We start from the raw sequence: 23,833 nt of genomic DNA, 5'->3' as shown, positions 1-23,833 counted from the left end.
GGATAATGTATTCAGATTTTCAATAAAGTGACTCGAGAAGCAGCCAGCTTAGGGAGCTTGAAACCTCACAGAAATGTGGGGTTTTTTTGTGTCTATGATGAAGCTTAATTTCTGTTTGTTGCACATTTTCATTATACGGGTATATAACTATAGACGAAGTGTAGGAAATGTTCAATCAGGCCGAAGCCATGGCAGGGTAAATATTTAATTTAGAGACTTGAGCTTATAAATAACTGTTAAAAAATGCTCGCGTAAATTTTCTTGCTATACTTAGAACTTCTATGTATGTTTGTGTGTGACTGAACTTAATAAGGATTTGATGGCCAGTTCCCTTGCTCCTCTGGTATTGATTATACTTAGAAGGCAAGAGAGTTATGGTTATCAGATTATACAGGAACTCCGGGACAAGTCTGGAGGGCAACTAACAGTTGCTGAAGGCACTCTATATCCTGTGTTAAAAAAGATGGAAGCCAAAGGATGGATAGAAGGTGTTTGGAAAAAGGCTGATTCTGGAAGAGAAAGACGATACTATAAACTTACTTCCAAAGGAACACAAGAACTAGAACAACAATACTCTCAATTAAACTTTGTCAACCAACTCATAAATAGCTTATGGAACCTTCCACTTTCAACCTCAAGCAATCTGTAAACAGTTATATTGACTCCATAAAGAATCAGGGGAGTATTACTAACTCTGATGCGGCAGAGCTGTCTGCACATCTATATGATGCAACAGATTCATTCATAAGTCTAGGATTGTCTCAAGAAGAAGCATTCGTTATAGCTTGCAAGCGTTTAGGTAATGAAGAAGTTCTCACAAAAGAATACAGTAAGGTAAATCCCTCTATAAAAATGAATCAAATTTGGGCCTACCTGATTATGGGTTTTAACCTTTTCTATTCATTGCCATCGCTTTTATTATTGGGAATATCGTTATTGTACCTAACGGTTTACCAAAGCTACAATTCTTCATTTACAAGCACTCTTATTATAACTGTGTTTCATTTGTTGTTAACCGCGCTTATTTGGTTTCTAATCAGACGCAAATTAGAGATCTCGAAATTTTTAGAAAGGCAAATTCAGAATCACTCTTTACGAAGCGTAAGTCTCTCATTTATTCCTTTTCTTGTTCCAATATTCATTAAATTAATACCACCGTTGCGAATCAACAATCGTTTAGAGCTTCAACGAGCTTTAAATTTTCCTGTTTATAAATTTGACAGTGACTTTGTCGAGTTCAGCTTTTACTTAGCAATATTAAGTATGATTGGGGCAGCAATAAGTTTGGTGTTTAGCATTAACAAAATTGAGAAATTAACACTAAAAACATTTTTTGAACGTCCTTCAACTTCCTTCCTTATTGTTTTCGGTATTATCCTTGAATTATTTGCAGCATCAACAAGAAGTCTACATGTTGATATAATTTCGGTAAGCGCCTTGATTTTTGCTACTGTCTATTTTTCTGCGTCTTATTTAATTTCGTTTTATAACTCAAACGGCAGTATTAATAAGCACCTTGTGATAACATCACTTTTCGGAGTAGTTATGGAAACCGCAGTCGGAATAAATGCTGATATTGACAGAGGAAACACCATTTATACTGTATATTACGTTTCGTTTATGCTAGTGGGAATTGTTCTTGGAAAGGTGGCAGGACTCATGTCAGCAAGGCAGTTTAGATTACAAGAAGTATAGAACCAGTACTATCCGTTCAAAAATATGCTTCGCGGCTGACATACCTTACAAGCGCCAATTTTAAGTCAGAAATCGAGTCCAAAATCATATACTCTATTTTACAAAAGCAGCCAAAAAGAGCCGACGTTTATTGGTTGATTCACGTGGATGTAACGGATGAACCCTATACGAGAGAGTATAAAAGTTGATTTTCTTATTCCAGGTAAGCTTATTTGTTTAGATTTTAAATTGGGGTTTAAGGTTGAACAGCAAATTAATAATTGTGGCATGCTATTGGAGCAAATCCACTATAAAAGCCAACATGAAGGTTATTAACTTGCCCCGCGCTTACCTGAAGGAACAACTTTGCATCAAAGTAAATAACCTGTTTTTAGAAAATGTGGCTGATTATCACTACAGAATTGTTGTTTTACCTAGAAGCTTATCAATAATTAAAAAGCGAATGATAGGACACCCTATTATTCAACGGGCGATCATGCTGCGCCTGGCAGGTAAAGAACCTTTGCACCCTTATTGATCCGCCTTTATATTATCACCAACTCAAACAGCTACAGTACTCACGGATATTTCCACGACTAACACCTTACAATGGGTCAACTGAGATTTCTGGATCTAAGTTTTTGATTGTTGCTGAGCCTTCTTTTTAGGGCAGAGAAGCGCAAACAACTTACGATCAATTGTCCTACCCTTCTATTTGTATACAGGGGTATACACAAAAAGTGAATATTGGCAAAAATATCCCTGCTTTGTATTGTGGAAGGATAATTGCATTCAAAAAAAAGTTACTGTAGAAGTTGGCAGTAATGTTTTATTTTACATCGTCTTTATGTCCAAAATTAGTTTCACAAATAGTAATCCCGTATTTTATAAACGCCTGAAAGAAAAGGTAAATAGTTACTTTGACCAAAATAAAATCTCCCCAAAAGGCGGCACGCAGCTCTTGCTGAAGAGTACGATCATCACTTTTTCAGCCGTGGTAATTTATATAGTTTTGGTCTTTTTTACTCCCGGAGCCCTGGTTTCAGCTTTCCTTTGTGCCTTATTCGGCTGTAATCTTGCCATTATAGGCTTCAATATTATGCACGAAGGCGGACACGGGAGCTTTTCCAAACACAAATGGTTGAATGATATATCCGCATACTCGTTAAATGCCCTTGGCGGGACAATCTATTTCTGGAAACAGCGCCACAACATAGAACACCATACTTACACAAATATTGAAGGCCTGGATCACGATATAGACATCAAGTTTATGCGAATGCATGCGGAACAGCGTAAAAGAAAGTATCATAAGTTTCAGCACCTGTACTGGGTATTGTTATATGGGATCTCATATATAGTTTGGATATTATATCAGGACTTTGAAAAGTATTTCAGAATCAAAAATGATCCGGCTGCGAAAAAGCTGACCCGAAAGGAACATCTTATATTTTGGGCCACAAAATTTCTTTACCTAACGGTTTACCTTATAATTCCGTGTATAATGGTGGGTGTGGTAAATGCCTTTACCGGATTCCTTATAGCTGCAATTATATGTGGGTTTTGTATCAGCATGGTCTTTCAGCTAGCCCACGTGGTGGAGGGAACAAATTTTCCCGAGCCAGACATAGCGTCGAATAAGATAGCAAGAGAGTGGGCCATCCATCAAGTTAGTACTACAGCTAATTTTGCAACGAAGAGTAGGCTGGTGTCGTGGTTTCTCGGGGGATTAAACTTTCAGGTAGAGCACCATTTATTTCCCGGAATAAGCCATATACACTATCCATATATCAATAGAATAATTAAAGAAACCTGTACGGAGTTTAATATAACTTACCTCGAACATAAAACGATAGCCAGGGCTTTCATGTCGCATCTTGTCCATCTCAGAAAGCTCGGATTATATTAAAGACTTTGTCAAAGTTCAATAGCTGCACAGAGTTTGCTACCTGATTTTCGCTTTATTCCAAAAAACTTAATTAAGTCCGGAGTGTCTTATTCCAAGGAGATTGTACGGTTAAGGATACCCATAGTTCGATAAGCCCCAAAGCTTTAATTATTTAAAATATGGAAAACATTAAATCTTTGAATGCCCAAATTGAAAAATTGAAGGAAGAAAACAGAAAGCTGAATTCTGAACTTTCAGAGCAGAGAATTGGGGGCGATAGATTTAAAACGATTTTCGAAACCTCCCAACTGGGCAACAAGATTATTTCTTCCGACCTGGAAATCCTGGAGGTCAATCCTGCCTTAGTAAAACTATTGGGCTATAGTAGCAAGCAGGATATTATTGGAACAAAAATTCGCGATTACTCTCCCGAAGGTCATCAAAAACATTGGGCAATTCTTCAAAAAGAATTATGGGAAAAGAAAACGCCCTATTTCAATTTAGAAACCTGTCTTTGTAAAAAGAATGGAGCCATAATCTGGGTTCATGTTACTTCGGTACTATTTAAGGACGGCGACCAAACTTATGGTTATACAATAATTGAAGACATCACAAGACAGTATAAAGAGAAAATAAAGAAAGAGGAATTTATTTCAGTAGCAAGTCATGAGCTAAAGACTCCGATAACAACTATGAAGGCGAGTTTGCAACTAATGAACAGGATGATTTCCAATGAGAAAGATTTCCCCTCTAAGATACTTAAGCTATCACAAGATGCAGAAAAGTACACTGCTAAACTTTCTTACCTGGTTGGCGACCTCCTGAATCTGAGCAACTTTGAGCAAGGTGAGATGACCTTAAATAAAACGGATTTCAAGCTTTCTGAACTCATAAACGAATGTTGTAATCACGTTCGCCTGGAAGGAAAATATACAATAACATACAAGGGAGACCTGTCAGTTGAGCTGAATGCGGACAAATATAAAATAGATCAGGTTTTGGTTAATTTGGTGAATAATGCTATCAAGTATGCCCCTGATTCACCGGAAATTATAATAAAAGTAGATAGCCTGAAGAACTTTCATCGAATTTCAGTTATAGACGCCGGCAAGGGTATCCCTTCTGAAAATATTCCTCATCTTTTTGAAAGGTACTATCAGGTAAATAAGAAGGCGAAAAATCCTGGCTTGGGTCTCGGACTCTATATTTCTTCTGAAATAATCAGAGTTCATGAAGGTGAGATTGGGGTGAAAAGCCAAGTAGGAAAAGGTTCTACCTTTTGGTTTACCATCCCTAAAAGATAAGGAAACGGAAAGATTGATACTGCAGTAAGGCAGGCTTTGACCCGGTACAACTGTCTAAAAGCAAACCGGGCGGTTTGATCTATTACACAAAGACATAAAACCAGAGTTTTATCTAAGTTTCGGCCTTTTTACCACGGATAAGGCGTTGTCTTTTCGCTTCGTTATGAGCGGGCTAATTCAGTGCTGTAATAAACCTGTATCAATATTTTATTAATTTTAAAACTCGAAAAGCCAGAGTTTTTTAGATGAGAAAAACTTTCCTGTTTGTTTGTGTAATGCTCTTGCATTATAAGGCCCTTGCGGCAGACACGTTAACTATTGCATCGGGCAATAAACAGGTGTTAGTGGGGAAGCATTTGGGCGTTTTTGAAGACCCCTCAGGCATCTTAACTATCGACGACATGCTTCGCAAAGATGATCAGTTTGAACCTGTAAACACCGCTGTTCCCGTATTTACCACCCAGGCAACTTACGTTTGGGCCAGGCTGATTTTAAAAAATAAGACAGGGAAAGATCTTTGGCTTTATATCGGTAACCCCACAACCGATTCTGTTCTGTACTATGAGAAATCTTATGCGCATGTAATCTCAAAACTATCCGGCGATAAAGTGCCTCTCAATCATCGTGATATAAAATCGAATAGGATATTATTTAATATCAGTTATACGGATGCTCCGACAACCGTTTATCTTAGGTTTAACATCCGCCTTCCCCGTCAGTTTCCTATAGCTATAATCAGCTCGGATGCTTTTAATGAGAGCGGAAATTTGGTTTTCTTTTTAGATGGCTTGTTCTACGGTTTAATAGCAGTAATAGTAATTTATAACCTGTTTCTATGGATAATGATCAGAGATCGGTCGTATATTTTTTATATAGGCTATATTATGTTTTCAGGTATACTTCTGATGCATTTTGATGGTATCACGTATGCGTATCTCTGGCCTTCATATCAAGGGATGAACGATCATCCCGCAATATTAGCATCGGTACCTATGTTTTTTGCCGCCTTTTTTGTTTCTGAGTTTTTAAACTTGCGTCAGAATTTTCCATTGCTGTTAAAAGGGTTATGGGTATTCTGTGCGGTATGGACATGCTGTTGTGTGATAAGTCTTTCAGGCGGTAAATTTTTGGCGCTGTCTATTAGCCAGACGACCGCTTTCTTTGCAGCACTTTATTTCCTGCTGACAGGTGTTTTGATTTACAAAAGGGGTTACACGCCTGCCCGTTATTACCTTGCTGGGTGGACCGTTCTTATCACTGGTATTCTTGTGTTTTTAAGTAAAGATATGGGATGGATTGGTTACAATATATTTACTGCTAATTCTCTTAAAATCGGTACCGCTGCCGAAGCTGTGCTAATGGCATTTGCACTGGCCGACAGGATAAACTTTTATAAATCCGAAAGAAACAAATTCGAGAGTGAAAAAGTGTATGAACAAACAGAACGGATAAGAGTAGAAAGCGAATTAAAAGTTGCCGAAACACTTCTTTTGAACTATACCGAAAACCTCAGGCAAAAGAATAATTTAATTGAGCAGTTCAAAAACGACCTTGAGCAGATGGAACTGAAATTAAAAGGTACCGAGCTCGGGAAAGGCCAGTCTGAACATATTGAAAAGCTTTTACAATCCATTATTCTTACCGAAGATGATTGGAATGAATTCAGAAAGCTTTTTGATAAAGTGCATCAGGGATATATTTATCGTATTAAAAGCAAGTACAGTAATTTAACGGAATCTGATATCCGACATATTGCCTTATTAAAACTGCAGCTAAACTCACGCGAGATGGCCAGCATGCTTGGTGTAACTGTAGAAGCGGTGCGAAAAGCAAAGCAGAGGCTGCGTAAAAAGGTTGACTTCCATGATTCTAATTTAGAAGAGCTGGTTGCTGGTATCTGATACCCTTCGTGCCTCGAGAGATGTCGTTACTACGATTTGTCCAGTATTTGTCCCACCTGATTATTCGCATAACCTCTGTTTTAAGTCTCATTTTTGAGTAATGAAAAAGAGGCTCAATCAAAGATCATCTTATCGGGGGTTTAGCATTCCGTTTTTATTGTCGCTGTTATTTGTAATTTATCTGATAGTTATTGGGATTAATTCGAAATTGATGTAACCCCTTTTTAGTATTATCGTAAATCATAAAACCTTTAAAATATTTGTCACAATTAGTATGAGGAAACTTTTACATTCTATTTTACCAGTTATTCTGTTATTGTTTGCGCAACCGTGCTTTGCCTACTCAAATGAGGATCCAAATTACTTTAAATTAAAAATGGGTGGTGGAAGAAGCCTTTTTTTAAATAGCAACTTTAGCAAAAAAACTTATTCAAAAGCCTTATTTGCCGGCGTTGCAGGTACTGTCAATTTCAACACAGCAGATGGCATGGATTTGGGGCCAACTGTAAACGATGGGGAAGGCGGGTCTTCTGATATTACCAATATTTCCTATGAGATTTTTTCAGCTAATGCAGGCGGCAATGCAAGTGGAGCATCGTGGACGTACTACTCCGATACAAATGTTGGCCACGATGGTATACTGACATATCCTTCCGGAGATGCAACAATCGTAATTAAAAGTACTAATGGAAGTGAGTTTGCATTTCAGGGCGTTACGCTTATGGACTATCTGGGGTTTCAGAGTCAGGCTAAAGTGGAAGGCTTTCGAAATGGTATTTCAACCGGTTCCGTAATCTTAAATATCAGCAGATCTACTTATTATCAAGCATATACCAGTACATCTTTTACTTCATCCATATTTCAATATATTGATGAAATTCGCATCACTAACCCGAACGACTATAACGATGGCATCACGAACTACGGAAAGGTTAATTATCTTGCACTTGACGATATACAGTTTGGCGAACCAGTAGTTGCTCCCGTAGCCGGTTTAGGTACAGCCCTGAGCTTCGAACGAAGCCGAAGCGAAGGAGTACAAGTGCCTCATCATTCCAGTCTGGACCTCGGATCAGGAAGTTTTACAATCGAATCATGGGTGAAAAGAGCCTCGGGAACTGGTTTCTTCAATATAGTTGGTAAGCAGAACGCCTCAGCCACAGGAGTGTTTTTGCGGTTTAATGATAACAAGCTTTCTTTCGCCGCCGGAACGTATCCGGCAAGTACAGAAGTTGCTAGCGTTTCTTCTATATCGGATAACAACTGGCACCATATTGCAGCGGTTATGGATGCTGGCGGAAAGAGTATGAAGATTTACATAGATGGCATATTAGATGCATCAAGTTCTTTCTCTACCAACTATACTGTTAGTTCTACAGCAAACCTGGGCATTGGATTCAGGCCAGGCTGGGCCGATCATTTTGAAGGCGGTTTGGACGAGGTTCGTGTCTGGTCAACGGCCAGAACAGCGGCTCAAATTAAAGAATACATGTATACTCCGCTGGCGGGAACCGAACCGGGGTTGGTAGGATACTGGAATTTCGAGGAAGGAAGTGGTACATCAACAGACGACCGAAGCACCAATAGTAATACCGGAACTTTGCAGAATTCTGACGGAGATGAGTTTGTAGCAGGTAACACCAGTTATGCAGTGAGTGTAGATGAGGATGCCAATGTTTCTATACGTTTGGGAGGGAGCGACCTTGATAACCAGTCATCCGCTACAGCAGTAATTACAGCACTTCCTTCTAACGGCAAGCTGTATCAAACCAGTAATGGCACCACTAAAGGAACTGAAATAACCGCTGTCTCAACAAGTCTTACGGATAGTGGTGGTAATCCCCGCAGAGTTATTTATGAACCAACTGCAAATTATTTCGGGCCAGACAGTTTTACCTTTAGAGTGAACGATGGAGTTGCAAATTCATCCAATACACAAACCGTCAGCCTCACTATCAACGACATGCCTGATGCTCCTTCAACACAGGCATCGGCCATTACCTTTACAAATACCACAATTAACGGCACAGATATTGGCTGGACGAATGGAAATGGATCTGCACGGGCCGTATTCTTAAAAGCGGCCAGCATAGGAAGTGCCGCACCTTCCGACAATACAGGATACACCGCAAGCACCAGTTTCGGCTCGGGAACACAGATTAGCACGACTGGTTGGTACTGCGTTTACAATGGAACCGGAACGTCGGTAACCGTCAGCGGACTTTCGGCTGGTACCACTTACCGGGCGATGGTTGTGGAATACAATGGATCTTCAGGTTTACAAAAATACCTTAGCACTACAGCCACGAACAACCCCAATAACTTTACCACTGTAAATAACCCCGCCTTAACTTCTGCTACGTACAATGCAAATACAGGCGTGCTAATGGTAACCGGTACCGATTTCCAGGCCAAAACCGGAGCTTTAAATGATGTAGCAGTGTCTACGCTTACCCTTACAGGCGAAGGAGGGGCAACATACACGCTCACGAGCTCTGATGTCGAGATAACCAGCGCAACGGCTTTCTCCGTTACACTAAACGCAACGGATAAAGCAGCTATAAATCAAATAATCAATAAGAATGGTACTTCCTCAACAGGCAGTACAACCTATAACCTTGCTGCTACAGCGGGCTGGATGGCTAATGTAAGTGGGGCCGCAGACGCAAGCGGCAATGGAATTACGGCCAGTAACGTTGCTGTACCCGCTGTTACCTCAGCTACCTACAATGCATCAACCGGGGCGCTGGTTGTTACAGGTACCGGTTTTTTATCTGCAAGTGGAGCATCCAACGATATCGTGGCCAATAAGTTCACTCTCACGGCTGAAGGTGGCGCAACATATACTTTAACAGATACCCAGAATGGTGAGATTACAAGCGGAACTTCGTTTACATTAACACTTAGCGCTACCGACAAAGCTTCTGTGAACCTGATGGTGAATAAAAATGGTACAGCTTCAACGGGAGGTACAACTTATAACTTAGCTGCTGCTGAAGACTGGGCCGCTGGCGCAGATGTTGCCGTAGCAGTGGTTGATGCAACAGGTAACGGAATTACAGTGGCTAACGTTGCAACTCCCGCTGTTACCTCGGCAACCTATAATGCAAATACGGGAAGCCTGGTAGTAACCGGAACAGGATTTTTGTCTGCAAGCGGCGGTACCAACGATATTGTGGCCAATAAATTTACTTTTACCGGTGAAGGCGGCGCTACTTATACCTTAACCAATACCAATAATGTAGAAATTACAAGTGGCACGTCATTCACATTAAGTCTCAGTGCAACTGATAAAACCGCGGTTGATCTCCTCATTAACAAGAATGGAACCTCGTCTGTTGATGCTACTACGTACAATTTAGCTGCTGCAGACGACTGGACAGCCGGCGCAGATGCTGCGGTGGTGACGGCCGATCTCACGGGTAATAGCATTACAGCCAGCAATGTAAATACTGCACCAACAGATATCTCCCTGAGTGCAAGTTCTATAAATGAAAATGCATCCGCTAACAGTACAATAGGAACTTTAAGTTCAACGGATGCGAATTCAGGAAACACTTTTACTTACACCTTGGTTGCAGGAACCGGAGATACCGACAACGCATCGTTTAATATTAGCGGTAATAGCCTGAAGGTTAGCAATTCGCCGGATTACGAATCGAAAGGTAGTTATTCTGTCCGGGTAAGAACGACAGATCAGGGCGGCCTCACCTATGAAAAGGCGTTTACTGTCACCATCAACAACGTGAATGAAACGCCCGCAGATGTTACACTTAGTGCAAGTGCAGTGAATGAAAACGTTACGGCAAACGCTACAGTTGGAACCTTAAGCACAACCGACTCCGACGCAGGAAATACGTTCACATATACCCTGGTTTCGGGTACAGGCGATACAGACAATGCCAGCTTTAATATTTCGGGAAGTAATTTAAGGATAACTAACTCGCCCGATTATGAAAGCAAAAGCAGCTACAGCATCAGAGTGCGCACCACCGATCAAGGCTCGTTAAGCTACGAAAAGACGTTTACCATTACTATCAGTGATGTGAACGAAACGCCAACTGATATTGCTTTGAGTGCAAGCTCGGTTAATGAAAACGTAGCAGCGGGAAGTACGGTAGGAACCCTTAGCTCGACCGACCCGGATGCAACCAATACCTTTACGTACAGCTTTGTTACAGGAACCGGCGACACCGACAATGCTAGCTTTACTATCTCCGGAAGTACTTTAAAAATCGCTGCCTCGGCCAATTATGAGAGCAAAAGCAGCTATAGTATACGAGTTCGCACTACCGACCAAAACTCGTTAACTTACGATGAGGCATTTACCATTTCTATCAGCGACGTAAACGAAACGCCTTCCGACATTGCGCTTAGTGCAAGCTCGGTGAATGAAAATGTCGCGGCAAACGCTACCGTCGGAACATTAAGTACAACCGATCCGGATGCAGGAAATACCTTCACTTATACACTGGTTGCAGGTACGGGCGACGATGATAATGCCAGTTTTAACATCAGCGGAGGCAGTCTCAGAATTACTAACTCACCTAATTACGAAGCGAAGAACAGTTATAAGGTAAGAGTTCGTACTACCGATCAGGGTTCGCTCACTTACGAGGAAGCATTTACTATTACTATCAATAACTTAAATGAAGGTCCAACTGATATTACTTTAAGCGCCAGCTCGATTAATGAAAATGTGGCTGCTAACACCACCGTAGGGACTTTAAGCTCTACAGATGCGGACGCTTCAAATACATTTACGTATACCCTGGTTGCGGGTACCGGCGACACGGATAATGCTTCCTTCAATATTAACGGCAGCAGCCTGCGTGTCACCAACTCACCCAATTATGAGTCGAAAAACAGTTATACAGTAAGGATTAGAACGACCGATCAGGGTTCGCTGACTTATGAAGAGGCCTTTACCATTACGATTAACGACGTGGACGATACAGCTCCAACTGTGACCTCGGTTAATGTACCATCGAATGCAGTTTATGTAGCAAGCCAAAATCTTGATTTTACAGTTAATTTTAATGAAAACATCACGGTAGACGCTTCAGGCGGAACCCCATACCTGAGTTTAACGGTTGGCAGCAGCACCAGGTCCGCCACTTATCAGAGCGGATCAGGTACATCTGCATTATCATTCCGGTATACTGTGCAAACAGGTGATACTGATGCGAACGGAATTGCAGTAGGCACTCTGGCACTAAATGGCGGAACACTGAAAGATGCAGCTGCAAACCATGCTGTTTTAACTCTTAACAGCGTAAGTTCTACAGCAGGAATTTTGGTCGACGCGATTGCAGCAACCGTAAGCTCGGTTTCTGTACCCGCAAACGGAACTTATAAAACAGGAGCTAATCTTGACTTTACGGTTAACTTCAGTGAAAACCTCACTGTTAATACCAGTGCAGGCAGCCCTTACCTTGGACTTACATTAAATACCGGTGGAACTGTTAACGCAGGTTATGTGTCGGGAAGCGGTACCTCGGCACTTATCTTCCGGTATACCATTACGAGTGGTAATCTGGATACTGATGGTGTTTCCTTAGCTTCTTCGCTTACAGCGAACGGCGGCACTATAAAAGACGCTGCAGGTAATGATGCCACGCTTACTTTAAACAGCGTCGGATCGACGAGTGGGGTACTTGTTGATGCTGTTGTGCCAACTTTAAACGCAGTAAGCATCGTCTCAAATAACGCCACATCTGCCCTGGCTAAATCAGGTGATCAAATTACGGTAACGTTTACGGCAAGCGAGACGGTCAGCTCGCCTTCTGCAACTATCGCAGGGCAAACAGCAACTGTTGCTAACACAAGCGGAAACACGTATACCGCTAAATACACCATGACCGGTTCTGATACGGAAGGTGCAATTGCTTTTAGCATTAGTTTTTCAGACGCAGCCGGTAATAGTGGAACGGCCGTCGCTGCTACTACTGATGCGAGCGCAGTAACGTTCGACAGAACGGCGCCGGCTACACCTGCAGGCCTGGCAGCAGTGAGCGGCAACGCACAGAATACTATCAGCTGGACTGCTAATGCCGAAGGAGACCTGAAATCGTATAAAATATATGGCGGAACAAGCGCTAATCCAACAACTATATTGAATACAGCGAATGCGGTTGCTGCGTCTTACACGCATACAGGCCTTACTAATGGTACTACTTATTTTTACCGCATTTCGGCAATAGACAATACCGGTAATGAAAGCACCGTATCGGCAGATGCAACAACGGTTCCAAAAGCGCCGCAAACCATTACCTTCAATGCCTTAGCAGCGAAAACTTATGGTGATGCAGATTTTGATCCGGCAGCAAGTGCAAGTTCAGGCTTAGTACTAAGCTACTCGTCGAATAACACGGCTGTAGCCACTATAGTATCCGGCAAGGTGCATATTGTAGGTGCCGGTACAGCTACCATAACTGCTTCGCAAGCCGGAAGCGCCGCTTATCTGGCTGCTGCCGATGAAACTCAAACGCTTACGGTAAATAAAAAGGACATTATAGTTTCGCTGAATGCATCGCCTGTAATTACTAAGGTGTATGATAACACGGCATCGATTACGTTGACTGCAGCCAACTACACATTAAGCGGTGTAGAATCGGGCGATGTAAGCGATGTTACCGTAGCAGGTACGGCTTCTTACGCAGATAAAAACGTGGGCACAGGCATAGCCGTAACTGCAAACGCTTTTGTGCTGGGCGGAACCAGGAAAGACAACTACAACCTGACCAGCACTTCGGCCAGTACCACGGGAACGATCACTAAAAAAGATGTTACCTTATCGCTGAACGTCACACCAGTTGTCACCAAAGCGTATGACAGCAACACCTCAGCTACCCTTGCCGCAGGTAACTACAGTCTTTCAGGGATTGAAACCGGCGATGCCGTTACCGTAGCGGGTACAGCCAGTTATGCTGATAAGAATGTAGCCAGTAGCATTACAGTAACGGCGGGTAATTTTGTTCTTGCAGGTGCGCAAAAAGACAACTACAATTTGACCACTACTTCGGCCACCACGACCGGTACTATCACCAAAAAGGATATTACCGTTTCTCTGAATGCCAGTCCGTTTATTACCAAAGTATACGATGCAGGATCGATGGCAACACTGGCATCCGGCAATTACAGCTTAAGTGGTGTAGAAGCCGGTGATGCCGTTACCGTAACAGGTGTGGCAAGTTATGCCGATAAGAACGCAGCCAGTGGCATTGTAATAACAGTAAACAGCTTTGTTCTTGCAGGTGCTCAGAAAGACAATTACAACCTGACCACCACTTCGGCCACCACTAGCGGTATTATCACTAAAAAGGATATTACAATAGCGCTTAATGCCAGCCCGGCCATCACCAAAGTTTACGATGGTACTACCGGTGCAATTCTTGTTCCTGGAAACTACAGTCTTGTTGGCACCGAGGCCGGCGATGAGGTGAAAGTAACCGCTACAGCCAATTATGATAATCAAACGGCCGGAACAGCAAAAACGGTTACAGCAAACAGCTTTGTTCTTTCAGGTGCGCAGAAAGATAATTATAACCTTACTACTATAACTGCAAGCACTACCGGAGATGTTACCAAGAAAGTATTGACCGTGACTGCGGATAACAAGACCAGGTTCCAAAACACGGCTAATCCTGCCTTTACCCTTAGCTACAGCGGTTTCATATCCGGGGAAGATAAAACTCATCTGCAAACTCCACCCACGGCTATTACCACTGCAATTACTAATTCACCCCTGGGAACTTATCCTATTACCGCGAGTGGCGGAGTGTCAAACAATTATAGTTTTAGTTATGTCCCGGGAACTTTAACTATTGTACCAGGGCACCCAACCAGTATTACACTTAGTGCGGCAACTTTGTATGAGAACGCTCCTTCCGGCACCCTCGCCGGAACCCTGAACTCAACGTCTGACGATCCTTCTGCTACCTTTACTTATAGTTTAGTTAGTGGCAACGGAAGTGCCGACAACGCTTTGTTCAGCATCTCGGGTAATGAGATCAAAAGTGCTGCAAGTCTTGATTTTGAGCAGAAAGCTTCTTATGCTGTACGCCTGCGCTCAACCACTCAGCATAATTTGTCGTTAGATAAAGAACTTATCATTACCCTCAACAATGTAAATGAGCAGCCTACGCTAAATGATATATCTAACCAGGTGATCTGCTATGCCCCGGCAATGCAAACAGTAAATTTGCAGGGTATCTCTGCAGGGCAGGATGCTGGCCAGACCACTGCATTGTCTGTAAGTTCAACCAACAATGCCTTGTTTGAGTCCCTTAACGTAAGTCCGGCAACAGGTGGAAATGCGGAATTACGGTATAAGATCAGCCCGGGGTCATTTGGCGCGGCAGTTGTTAATGTGATGGTAATGGACAATGGCGGAAACGCTAATGGCGGCATTAATACTATATTAAAAAGTTTCACTATTCAGGTCAATCCCCTCCCTGTAATTGCAATCTCCTCTGATAAGGGTCTTGTTTTATCTAAAGGAGAGGTTGCAATTCTTAAGGCGGATGTTTCTGTAGCCAACAACGGCTTATCTTATAGTTGGTCTAATGCAAATGGCGTCTTAAGCGGGCAGAATACTAACAACCTAACCGTGCGCCCTTCAGAAACCACTACCTATAAAGTAACCGTAACAAATGCGAATAACTGTTCAGCTGAACGAGAAATAACTATCGCTGTAAATGCCGATTACCAGGTAGTAAATGGTACCAATATTGTTTCGCCCAACGGCGATGGTGTAAATGATAAGCTGATTATCCATAACCTGGATATGTATCCAAAAAATGAGGTAAAGATCTTCGACCGTGCAGGAAGACTACTGTATCACCAGTCGAATTATACCGATCAATGGGATGGTACATTAAACGGTTCTCCTCTTGCAGAGGGTACTTATTATTACGTAGTAGACTTCGGCCCTGGTATAGAAAAGAAAAAAGGATTTATTTCAATAATTAAAGATTAATTGACACAAGATGTTAGTGATGAAAGATATCTTATCAAAGATCAGTAAAGCAGGGACAATCATTTTGACCCTGCTCGCCGGTGCCGAAGTAAAGGCTCAGTTAAACCCTCTTGCGGGTATTTATTTCCAGAACGAGTATTTAGGCAATCCTGCCATGGCGGGAACAGAGCAGGGCCTGAACCTGAACATGGGTTACCGCCGGCAATGGTCTGCTATGCCGGGCGCACCAAAAACACAATCGATCACAGCAGATTTTGGTACAGAAAAAAAAGTAGGCCTTGGTTTGAATTTCCATAATGATGAAGCAGGTTTAATCAAACAAACGCGGGTGATGGGTACCTATTCATATCATCTTCCACTAAATGATGAGAGCCAGAAACTTCATTTCGGGATATCCTTAGGGTTTATGGACGAACGCGTGATGAATGAGCAGATAAACGGAGATCAGAATGATATCTCTGTAAATAAATTCAATACCCGTGAAACCTATATCGATGGAGATTTTGGAATGGCTTATACCGGTTCGAGGCTGACTGTTCAGGCAGCTATTCCAAACCTGAAAGGTTTTTTTCAAATGGACGATGTTAATGGCTCTGATTATGCAGATCGATCGACCTTCTTTTCGGCAGCAAGTTATAAGTTCTATTTCCCTGCGGCGTTGGATGGCTTCGGGGTAGAACCGAAAATAGCTTTCAGAGGGGTTCAGGGCTTTGATAATATTTTAGATGTCGGAGCAAATTTTACAGTAGCAAACCGAGCCGCCAGTGTAATGACCGTTTACCATAGCTCAAAAAGTGCCACTATAGGAATGGGAGCACTGATAAATAACTTTGGTGCCATCACCGCTAACTATACAACAGCGACATCGGCACTGAGCCAGTATACCAGCGGTAACTTTCAGATCGGTGTAAAATGGCGGGTGTTGAAGCCCAAACAGGAAGAATAAAACCTCAAGAAACTTGTTGTTAGACGACTGTCTTCACAGTGTGAGTGTTAATTCCAGAATAAAGTAGTACGGCAAGCCGCATTGGATTTAGATAATCAAATAGTTGCCTCGCTTATCAAGGGGGGCATCTTTATGTACCCCGAGTCTGCACAACAAAAGCCTGATGACGAAATGTCTTAAGGATGGCTAATCCCCCTGATTAATGCACTGGTTGAAATGCCTTATGACACTTCTCTGCTTCTAGCTGTTTTTATACTATCTCGTAAGATGTAAGGATAAACGGTGCTGTGTTAATATCGCAAATGTATAAGGGGAGGGATACATCCCAATCTTAGAAGAGCCGAGATATAAATGTTATGTAACCTAGTTTAATGCCTTTCGTACACTTCGGCAACCTAACCTCTTTCATGAACCAGATTCCCTTAGTAGCCATCATAGATGACGATCACAGCTTTCAGTTTATAACAAGAACAATCCTGGACCGAACAAGAAAGGTTAAGAATATTGTTCAGTTCAGAGATGGCGAGGAAGCGTTTGAGTATTTTTTACGGAATAAAGATGATGCCGATAAGATACCAGACCTCTTGTTTGTAGATATTCAGATGCCATATCTCAACGGGTGGCAGCTTCTAAGGAAACTAATTAAGTCTGGGCTGGAAAAGCAAATAAATACCGTAGTTATTTGTTCATCTTCAGAAAAAGCATCGTATGCCGAAGTTTCTGATTCGTTTGATAACTTAGATGCATTTCTGGAAAAGCCCCTTTCACGCGAAGATATCGAAGGTATTCTGGATAAGAAGTTAAGAGAACTCGCAGGAGATCTTTAATAGCTAATCGTTCTGTCAGCAAAGTTTAGTCTGTCTCTTCTTCCTGTTGTGATATCAATTGTTATTCGAGATGATTATGATTTCCCTTTTTGATTTTTGAAAATGCGGAATATCGATTTCCTTTAAGGTTTCTATAACCTTTGTGTATTCCTGGTTAGATTGTAAAACAATTTTATCATCTGCTTTTAAGATTGCTTTCAAATCGGAGTAAAGGCTAAACTCAACAATGTCAAAATACGTGTATCGGGTAGGGGTTATCTTCATAATTAGATGAGAACAATAGGTGCTCGAAAAGGTTTTCTTGTGATTGTCGGTTAGAACATCTTGCATGGCTACGAAATTTTCAACGCGAAGATTTATATCTTTACCCCTCGTCTGGTTTTATCGAATTAGTAATAATCAACATGAAAAATATTCTAGAAAGGAACAACGTTAATATCATTGGTAAGGGTGAAAAAGTGATGCTTTTTGCTCATGGGTTTGGATGTGACCAGCACGTGTGGACCTACCTTGTTGACGAGTTTTCCTCGGATTACAAGCTGGTGCTTTTTGATTATGTAGGTGCAGGAAAGTCGGAAATTTCGGCTTATGATTCCAAAAAATACGGCAAACTGGAGGGTTATGCTCAAGACATCCTTGATGTTTGTGAAGCCCTGGGTCTTAAAGATGTGATTTTTATAGGGCATTCTGTAAGCAGTATGATCGGTTTGCTGGCTGCTAACAAGGAACCATCTTATTTTGAGAAACTGATTTTCATTGGTCCTTCGCCGCGTTATGTAAATGATGAAGGATACGTTGGCGGATTTGAACGTGAAAACCTTGAACAATTGTTTGAGATGATGGACAGCAATTACCTTGGATGGTCAAGAACCCTGGCACCCGCAATTATGGGTAATCCCGAAAAGCCCGAACTTGGCGAAGCCTTAACTAATAACTTTTGCGCCACCGACCCAAAGATTGCAAGTGAATTTGCCAGAGTGACCTTTCTGTCGGATAATCGCTCAGATTTGTCCAAACTTCAGGTCCCAAGTTTAACGCTTCAATGCTCGAACGATATTATTGCACCCCTGGAGGTGGGCTATTATATGAAACAAAACACTCCGGGTAATTCTTTGGTTATAATGGAGGCTACAGGACATTGTCCTCACATGAGTGCCCCTGAAGAGACTATCCAGGCAATAAAATCATTTATTTGATAAAGTAGAGCAGTTGAAGGGACAAGTTAATAAAGAACTACTTGAGTCATTAATTGATGTAGAAGAACTATATCAGGATGCACCTTGTGGGTACGTTTCTTTCCTTCCTGACGGTACTATCATAAAAATAAATCGAACACTTCTTCACTGGCTGGGATATTCGGAGGAGGAGGTTGTGCATGAAAAGAATTTTATTGACTTCATAACAAAAGGCGGTGTCATTTACTATGAAATGTTTTACCTGTCTTTGCTCAAGATGCAGGGCCAGGTAAGTGAGATCAACTTTGAAATCGTCAGAAAGGATGGCAGCTCTTTTCCGGCTTTGGTAAATTCCCGCGTATTGAAGGGTCGGTCCGGAGAACAAAAGGCGATCAATGCCACCATTTTCGATATCACGGATCGTAAAAAATATGAGAGAGAGTTATTGCTGGCTACCAGACTTGCAGAGGCTGAAAAGAAAAGATTTGAGTTTCTTGCTGATCTGATTCCGGAAATAATCTGGACCGCTACTGCTGAGGGAGACTTCGATTACGTGAATCAACGTTTCTGCGATTATTTTAACGCAAGCAATACTGATTTGGAAGGTGAATTTCTAATATCAAAAGTTCACCAGGATGATAGGGTTAAGTGTTTGAGGACCTGGGTTTTGTGCATAAAAAGAGGGTGTGACTTTCAGGTCCAGGTAAGATTGCAGAGTTTATCTGGCGATTTTCAATGGCATATGCTGCGGGCAGTTCCTTATAAGGATTCTGAAGGTGTGATTACTAAGTGGTTCGGTTCCTGCACAGATATAGATGAACATGTTATTGCGCTTCAGCGAAAAGATGAATTTATCAATATCGCCAGCCATGAGCTAAAAACTCCGATTACAAGCTTAAAAGCCTATAATCAGTTACTTAAGAGAATAGATGACAAAGATAAAGCCAGAGACTTTCTGGATAGATCTGCCGCCACTTTGAGCAATCTGCACTTTTTGGTATCTAGCTTGTTGGACGTAGCTCAGATTAATTCCGGACAGTTAACTGTTAATTTGGGTTCAATCTCCCTTACTAAAGTGTTGAGGCACAGTATTGATCTGATAAAGCTAAATTATTCATCACATAGTATTGTTGAAGAATTTGACAGTGAAGAAGAAATATTCGTTCGGGCTGACAATCAGCGTTTGACGCAAGTGATGATCAACCTGTTAAGCAACGCCATTAAATATTCTCCGCAGGCCGAAAAGATAATTTTACGTTTAACCCGCAATGAACCCAGTGCACTTGTTAAAATTGAGGTGGTTGACTTCGGGCTCGGAATTCCTGACGAGAAACTGGATTCCGTATTTGAAAAATATTATCGCGTTAGCGATACAAAGAATAATAACCGTGTTGCTGGTCTCGGTCTGGGCTTATACATCATTCAAAGTATCGTAAAACTTCACGGAAGTCGCATAAATGTTAAAAGTGAAGTAAATAAAGGATCGACGTTTTATTTCACACTCCCGGTTACAGAACGAGGGTTGAATTAGCCGACAGCTATCATCGGGCAACGTAAATCTTAATGCCCATTCTTTGCAGTATTTCGAACCACACATCTTGCTTCCAGAAGTCATCAATGAATAATCTGCAAATGGTTATTGAGAGATATTTTTCAACCAGTTGAAAGTATGAAATTCAGGGTCATCCTATAATAATTCCGTTCGCCAGAGCATGTGAACGCAGCGCGGGTGTGTGTGCGTATATCTTATAAAAAGGCCATAGTAGGCTTTATTTATCATTTGCCGCGCCATTTCGATCAATTTTTAAACTATACCTGAAACCAGTGCGGAAGCACATTACTGAAGAGTCAGGGATATGTGAAGACCAATTGGGGGAATAATATTGTTACTTACAAAGCGGCATATGAAAGGAACACGCTTTCCGGTATAAGCTCGGCTGGCGACCCGCCAAGATATTACTGGCCTATCCCTTCCGAAACAGTCAGACAATCAAAAGGAAACATCACAAATGGCTACGACTTAGCTCAGCCCTGATAAACCAAATACAGATCTAAAACGACTCTTTTGTTAATACATAGAGTGTGGTAAGGGATGCAGAGACCGCGTACAAACCGGTGCTTGAAAGGGGAGGAGCAATTTTACCCAAACGGGATGCTGTTGATTCCCGTATAGTGAATGATATCCGGCGCCGAACAGGGAAGATCATCCAAATGTCAGATCGATGCAGGAGCTTGGCCAAAACTAAGTTCAGCGACTCCACCTGCCGATACAGATCATGATGGGATCCTGACGAATGGAAAAGGAGAATAGCCTCGACCCGAAAATCCGGACGACAGAACAAAATAACTAAAGACGGCTATACGATGCTTAAAAAATATATTAATAACATAAAATAAGACCCGTAATTGATGATCGGATTCAACAAAAGAATAGATTAGTCATGTATGAAATAAAGTTTGTCTTGCTAATTATATTAAGCGTCGTAACAACATTTAAAAGTTTTTCCTATTTTTCGCTTTTAAAGCTTGATTGATAAATAATTATTGCCTTCAACCCACGCACTAGCCGAATGATGCCATTTTTCAAATACCAAATTTTTGTGTTAGCCCTTTGCTTACTCATTACTAAAAATCTTTCTGCCCAAACCGGCTTTGGCAAAGCAGAAAAAATCAATGCCGACTGGCGTTTTCATCTTGGCGAAATCGATGTTAAAAAAACGATAGATGCACGCGACAGATCCTGGAGGCTTGTGCAGCTTCCGCACGATTGGACAGTCAAGCAAACCTACGACCCTTCGCTTGCCAGTGCCACCGGATATCTTCCCGGAGGAATAGGATGGTACGAAAAGAAGTTGAACATTTCTAAAGAAGATGAGGGAAAGAAGCTTTATCTCTATTTTGAAGGAGTTTATAACCGAAGCGAAGTTTTTGTTAACGGACAGTCGGTGGGTAAGCGTCCTAACGGATACATTTCATTTGGGTACGATATTACTCCTCACATCAAGTATGGAGCGGAAAATCAGATTATGGTCCGCGTAGACCATAGTCAGGATGCCGATTCACGCTGGTACACCGGATCAGGAATCTACCGCGATGTCTACCTGGTTCGTACAAACCCCATCCACTTCGAACAGTGGGGCGTTTATGCATTTCCGGAAGTTAAAGGCAACAGGGGGATTTTGCACGTACAAACTGCGCTCACTAACGAGTCGCCCTCGAGTGCTGCTGTATCCATAGTTAACGAGCTTCTGGATAAAAACGGAGCCGTTTTGGCCCGCAAAACTAACAAGCTAACGCTCGCTCAAAACGCCAGGCAGGAAATTAAAGCCGACCTTTTAGTGAGTAATCCAAAATTATGGAGCCTCGAAACGCCTAACCTTTACAGGCTGCGCACAACCATTGTACAAAACAATAAGGTGATCGATAGCACCTCGGTCATTACGGGCTTCCGTACTTATAAGTTCGATCCCAATACGGGCTTTTCACTTAACGGTAAAAACATGAAGGTGAAGGGTGTATGTTTACACCACGACTCAGGCGTGCTTGGAGCAGAAGTGTATCCCGAAGTATGGCGCCGCCGCTTAGAGACCTTAAAATCACTCGGAGTTAATGCGATCCGCACCAGCCACAATCCACAAGCTTCCTCTCTATACGATCTTTGCGACGAACTGGGACTGTTGGTAATGGATGAGGCTTTTGATGAATGGGAATTCCCTAAACGTAAATGGCTTCAGGGCTGGAACGTAGGAACTCCCGGACTTCAGGGGGCATACGATTACTTTAAAGAATGGGGAGAAAGAGACCTGGCCGATATGGTAAAAAGAGACCGTAACCATCTTTCTATATTTGCCTGGAGCATCGGTAACGAGGTAGATTACCCGAACGATCCTTATTCGCACCCTGTACTTGATGGGAACCGCGAAGGCGGCTTTACACAGGCCATGTATGGCGGCTACAAAAAAGATGCTCCCGATGCGATGCGTTTGGGTGATATTGCAAAGCAGCTTGCTGCAGTAGTAAGGAGATATGATACCAGCCGGCCGGTAACAGCTGGCTTGGCCGGTGTAGCCATGTCGAACGAGACGGAATATCCCGGAGCACTGGATATTGCGGGCTATAATTATACCGAGAGCCGCTACATTCAGGATCACAAACGCTATCCGAAACGTATCATCTTCGGTAGCGAGAACCGCCACGATTATGCTGCATGGAAAGCCGTGACAGATAATGAACATATTTTCGGACAGTTCCTCTGGACCGGAATCGACTACCTGGGCGAGTCTGGCCGCTGGCCATCACGCGGATTCTATTCGGGATTGCTGGATTTTGCCGGCTTCATCAAACCCAGGGGATATTTCCGCCAATCGCTATGGTCCGACAAGCCGATGGCCTACCTGGGCACATATCCGCTTAAAGGAGGCGGCGCCGCCAGCGACGTGTGGTCTATGCTCGAGTCAGAGCAGGGGCAGCAAAGAAATCAGGCTCCATCAATGGATGCATGGCCAATCTGGAATTACCAAGCCGGACAAATCATCCGCGTGGTTTCTTATACCAATGCGGCAAAAGCACGTTTGGAACTGAATGGAACGGAAGTTGGCCCAACAAAAGAATACGACCAGAAGAACGGAATTATCTATTGGGATATCCCATATTCTGCCGGTAAGCTCGAAGTGATAGGTATGGATGCTAAAGGAAAGGAAACGGTTCGTCACTATTTACAATCCAGCAAACGTCCGCAGGCAATTAAAGTACTTCAAGGCGAAGAGGTAAATGTCAAGGCCGTTGATGGCGTAGCACAAATTGAATTGCAGCTTGTTGATGAAGACGGTATTCCGGTAGCAACCGCCGATGATGAGATCACATGCGAAGTTGCCGGAAACGCCAGACTACTCGGTATGGAGGCAGGAAATAACGCTGATATGGGTAATTATACCGACAACAGGCAACGTGCTTTCCATGGCAAAATGATCATCTACATACAAATGGGGGGTAAGACCTCTGATGAAGTAACGGTACGCCTCAGTTCGCCCTGGCTTAAGCCGGCTATTGTAAAGGTGAGATCATTGTAAGAGGGGGCTATATCTTAGCACTTTTTCGGGATGCCCGGCGGGGGAGCGTGTAGTGATGAGAAATCAAGA

At 42.4% G+C, this 23,833-nt stretch carries 13 protein-coding genes and 1 pseudogene; 13 read left to right on the top strand and 1 reads right to left on the bottom strand.

Annotated elements, in window-relative coordinates:
• The first annotated feature begins 295 nt into the window (after positions 1 to 295).
• The 10 genes and pseudogenes from J3P43_RS14885 (at position 296) to J3P43_RS14840 (ending at position 17,520) form a co-directional block, all read left to right on the top strand.
• Positions 296 to 649, top strand: coding sequence for a PadR family transcriptional regulator (locus J3P43_RS14885; protein WP_255903799.1), 354 nt, complete (start codon positions 296 to 298; stop codon positions 647 to 649).
• Positions 613 to 1,695 (top strand): hypothetical protein, encoded by a 1,083-nt coding sequence (locus J3P43_RS14880; protein WP_255903797.1) that lies wholly within the window; start codon positions 613 to 615, stop codon positions 1,693 to 1,695. The genes J3P43_RS14885 and J3P43_RS14880 overlap by 37 nt, the downstream gene beginning before the upstream one ends.
• 11 nt (positions 1,696 to 1,706) lie before the next feature.
• Positions 1,707 to 1,953: pseudogene (locus J3P43_RS14875) on the top strand (KUP/HAK/KT family potassium transporter); the annotation flags it as partial.
• A 43-nt stretch (positions 1,954 to 1,996) separates the two neighbouring features.
• Positions 1,997 to 2,212 (top strand): hypothetical protein, encoded by a 216-nt coding sequence (locus J3P43_RS14870; RefSeq protein ID WP_255903795.1) that lies wholly within the window; start codon positions 1,997 to 1,999, stop codon positions 2,210 to 2,212.
• 309 nt (positions 2,213 to 2,521) lie between these two features.
• The gene (locus J3P43_RS14865) at positions 2,522 to 3,583 is read left to right on the top strand and encodes a fatty acid desaturase family protein (RefSeq protein WP_255903793.1); all 1,062 of its coding nucleotides are present in this window, start codon (positions 2,522 to 2,524) and stop codon (positions 3,581 to 3,583) included.
• Between the two features lie 158 nt (positions 3,584 to 3,741).
• On the top strand, positions 3,742 to 4,866 hold the full coding sequence (locus J3P43_RS14860; protein WP_255903791.1) for an ATP-binding protein: 1,125 nt from the start codon (positions 3,742 to 3,744) through the stop codon (positions 4,864 to 4,866).
• 245 nt (positions 4,867 to 5,111) lie between these two features.
• Positions 5,112 to 6,767: a 7TM diverse intracellular signaling domain-containing protein gene (locus J3P43_RS14855; protein ID WP_255903789.1), complete on the top strand. Its 1,656-nt coding sequence runs from the start codon at positions 5,112 to 5,114 to the stop codon at positions 6,765 to 6,767.
• A gap of 274 nt (positions 6,768 to 7,041) precedes the next feature.
• Complete coding sequence (locus tag J3P43_RS14850) at positions 7,042 to 15,747, top strand: YDG domain-containing protein (RefSeq protein ID WP_255903787.1); 8,706 nt, start codon at positions 7,042 to 7,044, stop codon at positions 15,745 to 15,747.
• Between the two features lie 19 nt (positions 15,748 to 15,766).
• On the top strand, positions 15,767 to 16,693 hold the full coding sequence (locus tag J3P43_RS14845; protein ID WP_255903784.1) for a PorP/SprF family type IX secretion system membrane protein: 927 nt from the start codon (positions 15,767 to 15,769) through the stop codon (positions 16,691 to 16,693).
• Positions 16,694 to 17,100: 407 nt separating this feature from the next.
• Complete coding sequence (locus tag J3P43_RS14840; RefSeq protein ID WP_255903782.1) at positions 17,101 to 17,520, top strand: response regulator; 420 nt, start codon at positions 17,101 to 17,103, stop codon at positions 17,518 to 17,520.
• Positions 17,521 to 17,574: 54 nt separating this feature from the next.
• Here J3P43_RS14840 and J3P43_RS14835 read toward each other — a convergent pair whose 3' ends face one another.
• Complete coding sequence (locus J3P43_RS14835; RefSeq protein WP_255903780.1) at positions 17,575 to 17,784, bottom strand: hypothetical protein; 210 nt, start codon at positions 17,782 to 17,784, stop codon at positions 17,575 to 17,577.
• 140 nt (positions 17,785 to 17,924) lie between these two features.
• Here J3P43_RS14835 and J3P43_RS14830 point away from each other — a divergent pair, with 140 nt between their 5' ends.
• The 3 genes from J3P43_RS14830 (at position 17,925) to J3P43_RS14820 (ending at position 23,764) form a co-directional block, all read left to right on the top strand.
• Entirely contained in the window at positions 17,925 to 18,716 is a 792-nt protein-coding gene (locus J3P43_RS14830; protein ID WP_255903778.1) for an alpha/beta fold hydrolase, read from the top strand.
• Between the two features lie 13 nt (positions 18,717 to 18,729).
• Complete coding sequence (locus J3P43_RS14825; protein WP_255903776.1) at positions 18,730 to 20,226, top strand: sensor histidine kinase; 1,497 nt, start codon at positions 18,730 to 18,732, stop codon at positions 20,224 to 20,226.
• Positions 20,227 to 21,265: 1,039 nt separating this feature from the next.
• On the top strand, positions 21,266 to 23,764 hold the full coding sequence (locus J3P43_RS14820) for a glycoside hydrolase family 2 TIM barrel-domain containing protein (RefSeq protein ID WP_255903774.1): 2,499 nt from the start codon (positions 21,266 to 21,268) through the stop codon (positions 23,762 to 23,764).
• Positions 23,765 to 23,833: the final 69 nt, after the last annotated feature.

The sequence above is a fragment of the Paradesertivirga mongoliensis genome, from assembly GCF_024436395.1.
In the GTDB taxonomy this organism is placed as follows: Bacteria; Bacteroidota; Bacteroidia; order Sphingobacteriales; family Sphingobacteriaceae; genus Paradesertivirga; species Paradesertivirga mongoliensis.
The sequence above is the reverse complement of the archived record's forward strand: the minus strand, read 5'-3'. Positions and strand labels throughout refer to the sequence as shown.

Excerpts from the sequence above, each read along its gene's own strand:
- J3P43_RS14860 (WP_255903791.1), top strand. The coding sequence starts at position 3,742 with ATGGAAAACATTAAATCTTTGAATGCCCAAATTGAAAAATTGAAGGAA.
- J3P43_RS14880 (WP_255903797.1), top strand. The coding sequence starts at position 613 with ATGGAACCTTCCACTTTCAACCTCAAGCAATCTGTAAACAGTTATATT.
- J3P43_RS14835 (WP_255903780.1), bottom strand. The coding sequence starts at position 17,784 with ATGAAGATAACCCCTACCCGATACACGTATTTTGACATTGTTGAGTTT.
- J3P43_RS14820 (WP_255903774.1), top strand. The coding sequence starts at position 21,266 with ATGATGCCATTTTTCAAATACCAAATTTTTGTGTTAGCCCTTTGCTTA.
- J3P43_RS14870 (WP_255903795.1), top strand. The coding sequence starts at position 1,997 with ATGAAGGTTATTAACTTGCCCCGCGCTTACCTGAAGGAACAACTTTGC.
- J3P43_RS14845 (WP_255903784.1), top strand. The coding sequence starts at position 15,767 with ATGAAAGATATCTTATCAAAGATCAGTAAAGCAGGGACAATCATTTTG.
- J3P43_RS14865 (WP_255903793.1), top strand. The coding sequence starts at position 2,522 with ATGTCCAAAATTAGTTTCACAAATAGTAATCCCGTATTTTATAAACGC.
- J3P43_RS14850 (WP_255903787.1), top strand. The coding sequence starts at position 7,042 with ATGAGGAAACTTTTACATTCTATTTTACCAGTTATTCTGTTATTGTTT.
- J3P43_RS14830 (WP_255903778.1), top strand. The coding sequence starts at position 17,925 with ATGAAAAATATTCTAGAAAGGAACAACGTTAATATCATTGGTAAGGGT.
- J3P43_RS14840 (WP_255903782.1), top strand. The coding sequence starts at position 17,101 with ATGAACCAGATTCCCTTAGTAGCCATCATAGATGACGATCACAGCTTT.
- J3P43_RS14855 (WP_255903789.1), top strand. The coding sequence starts at position 5,112 with ATGAGAAAAACTTTCCTGTTTGTTTGTGTAATGCTCTTGCATTATAAG.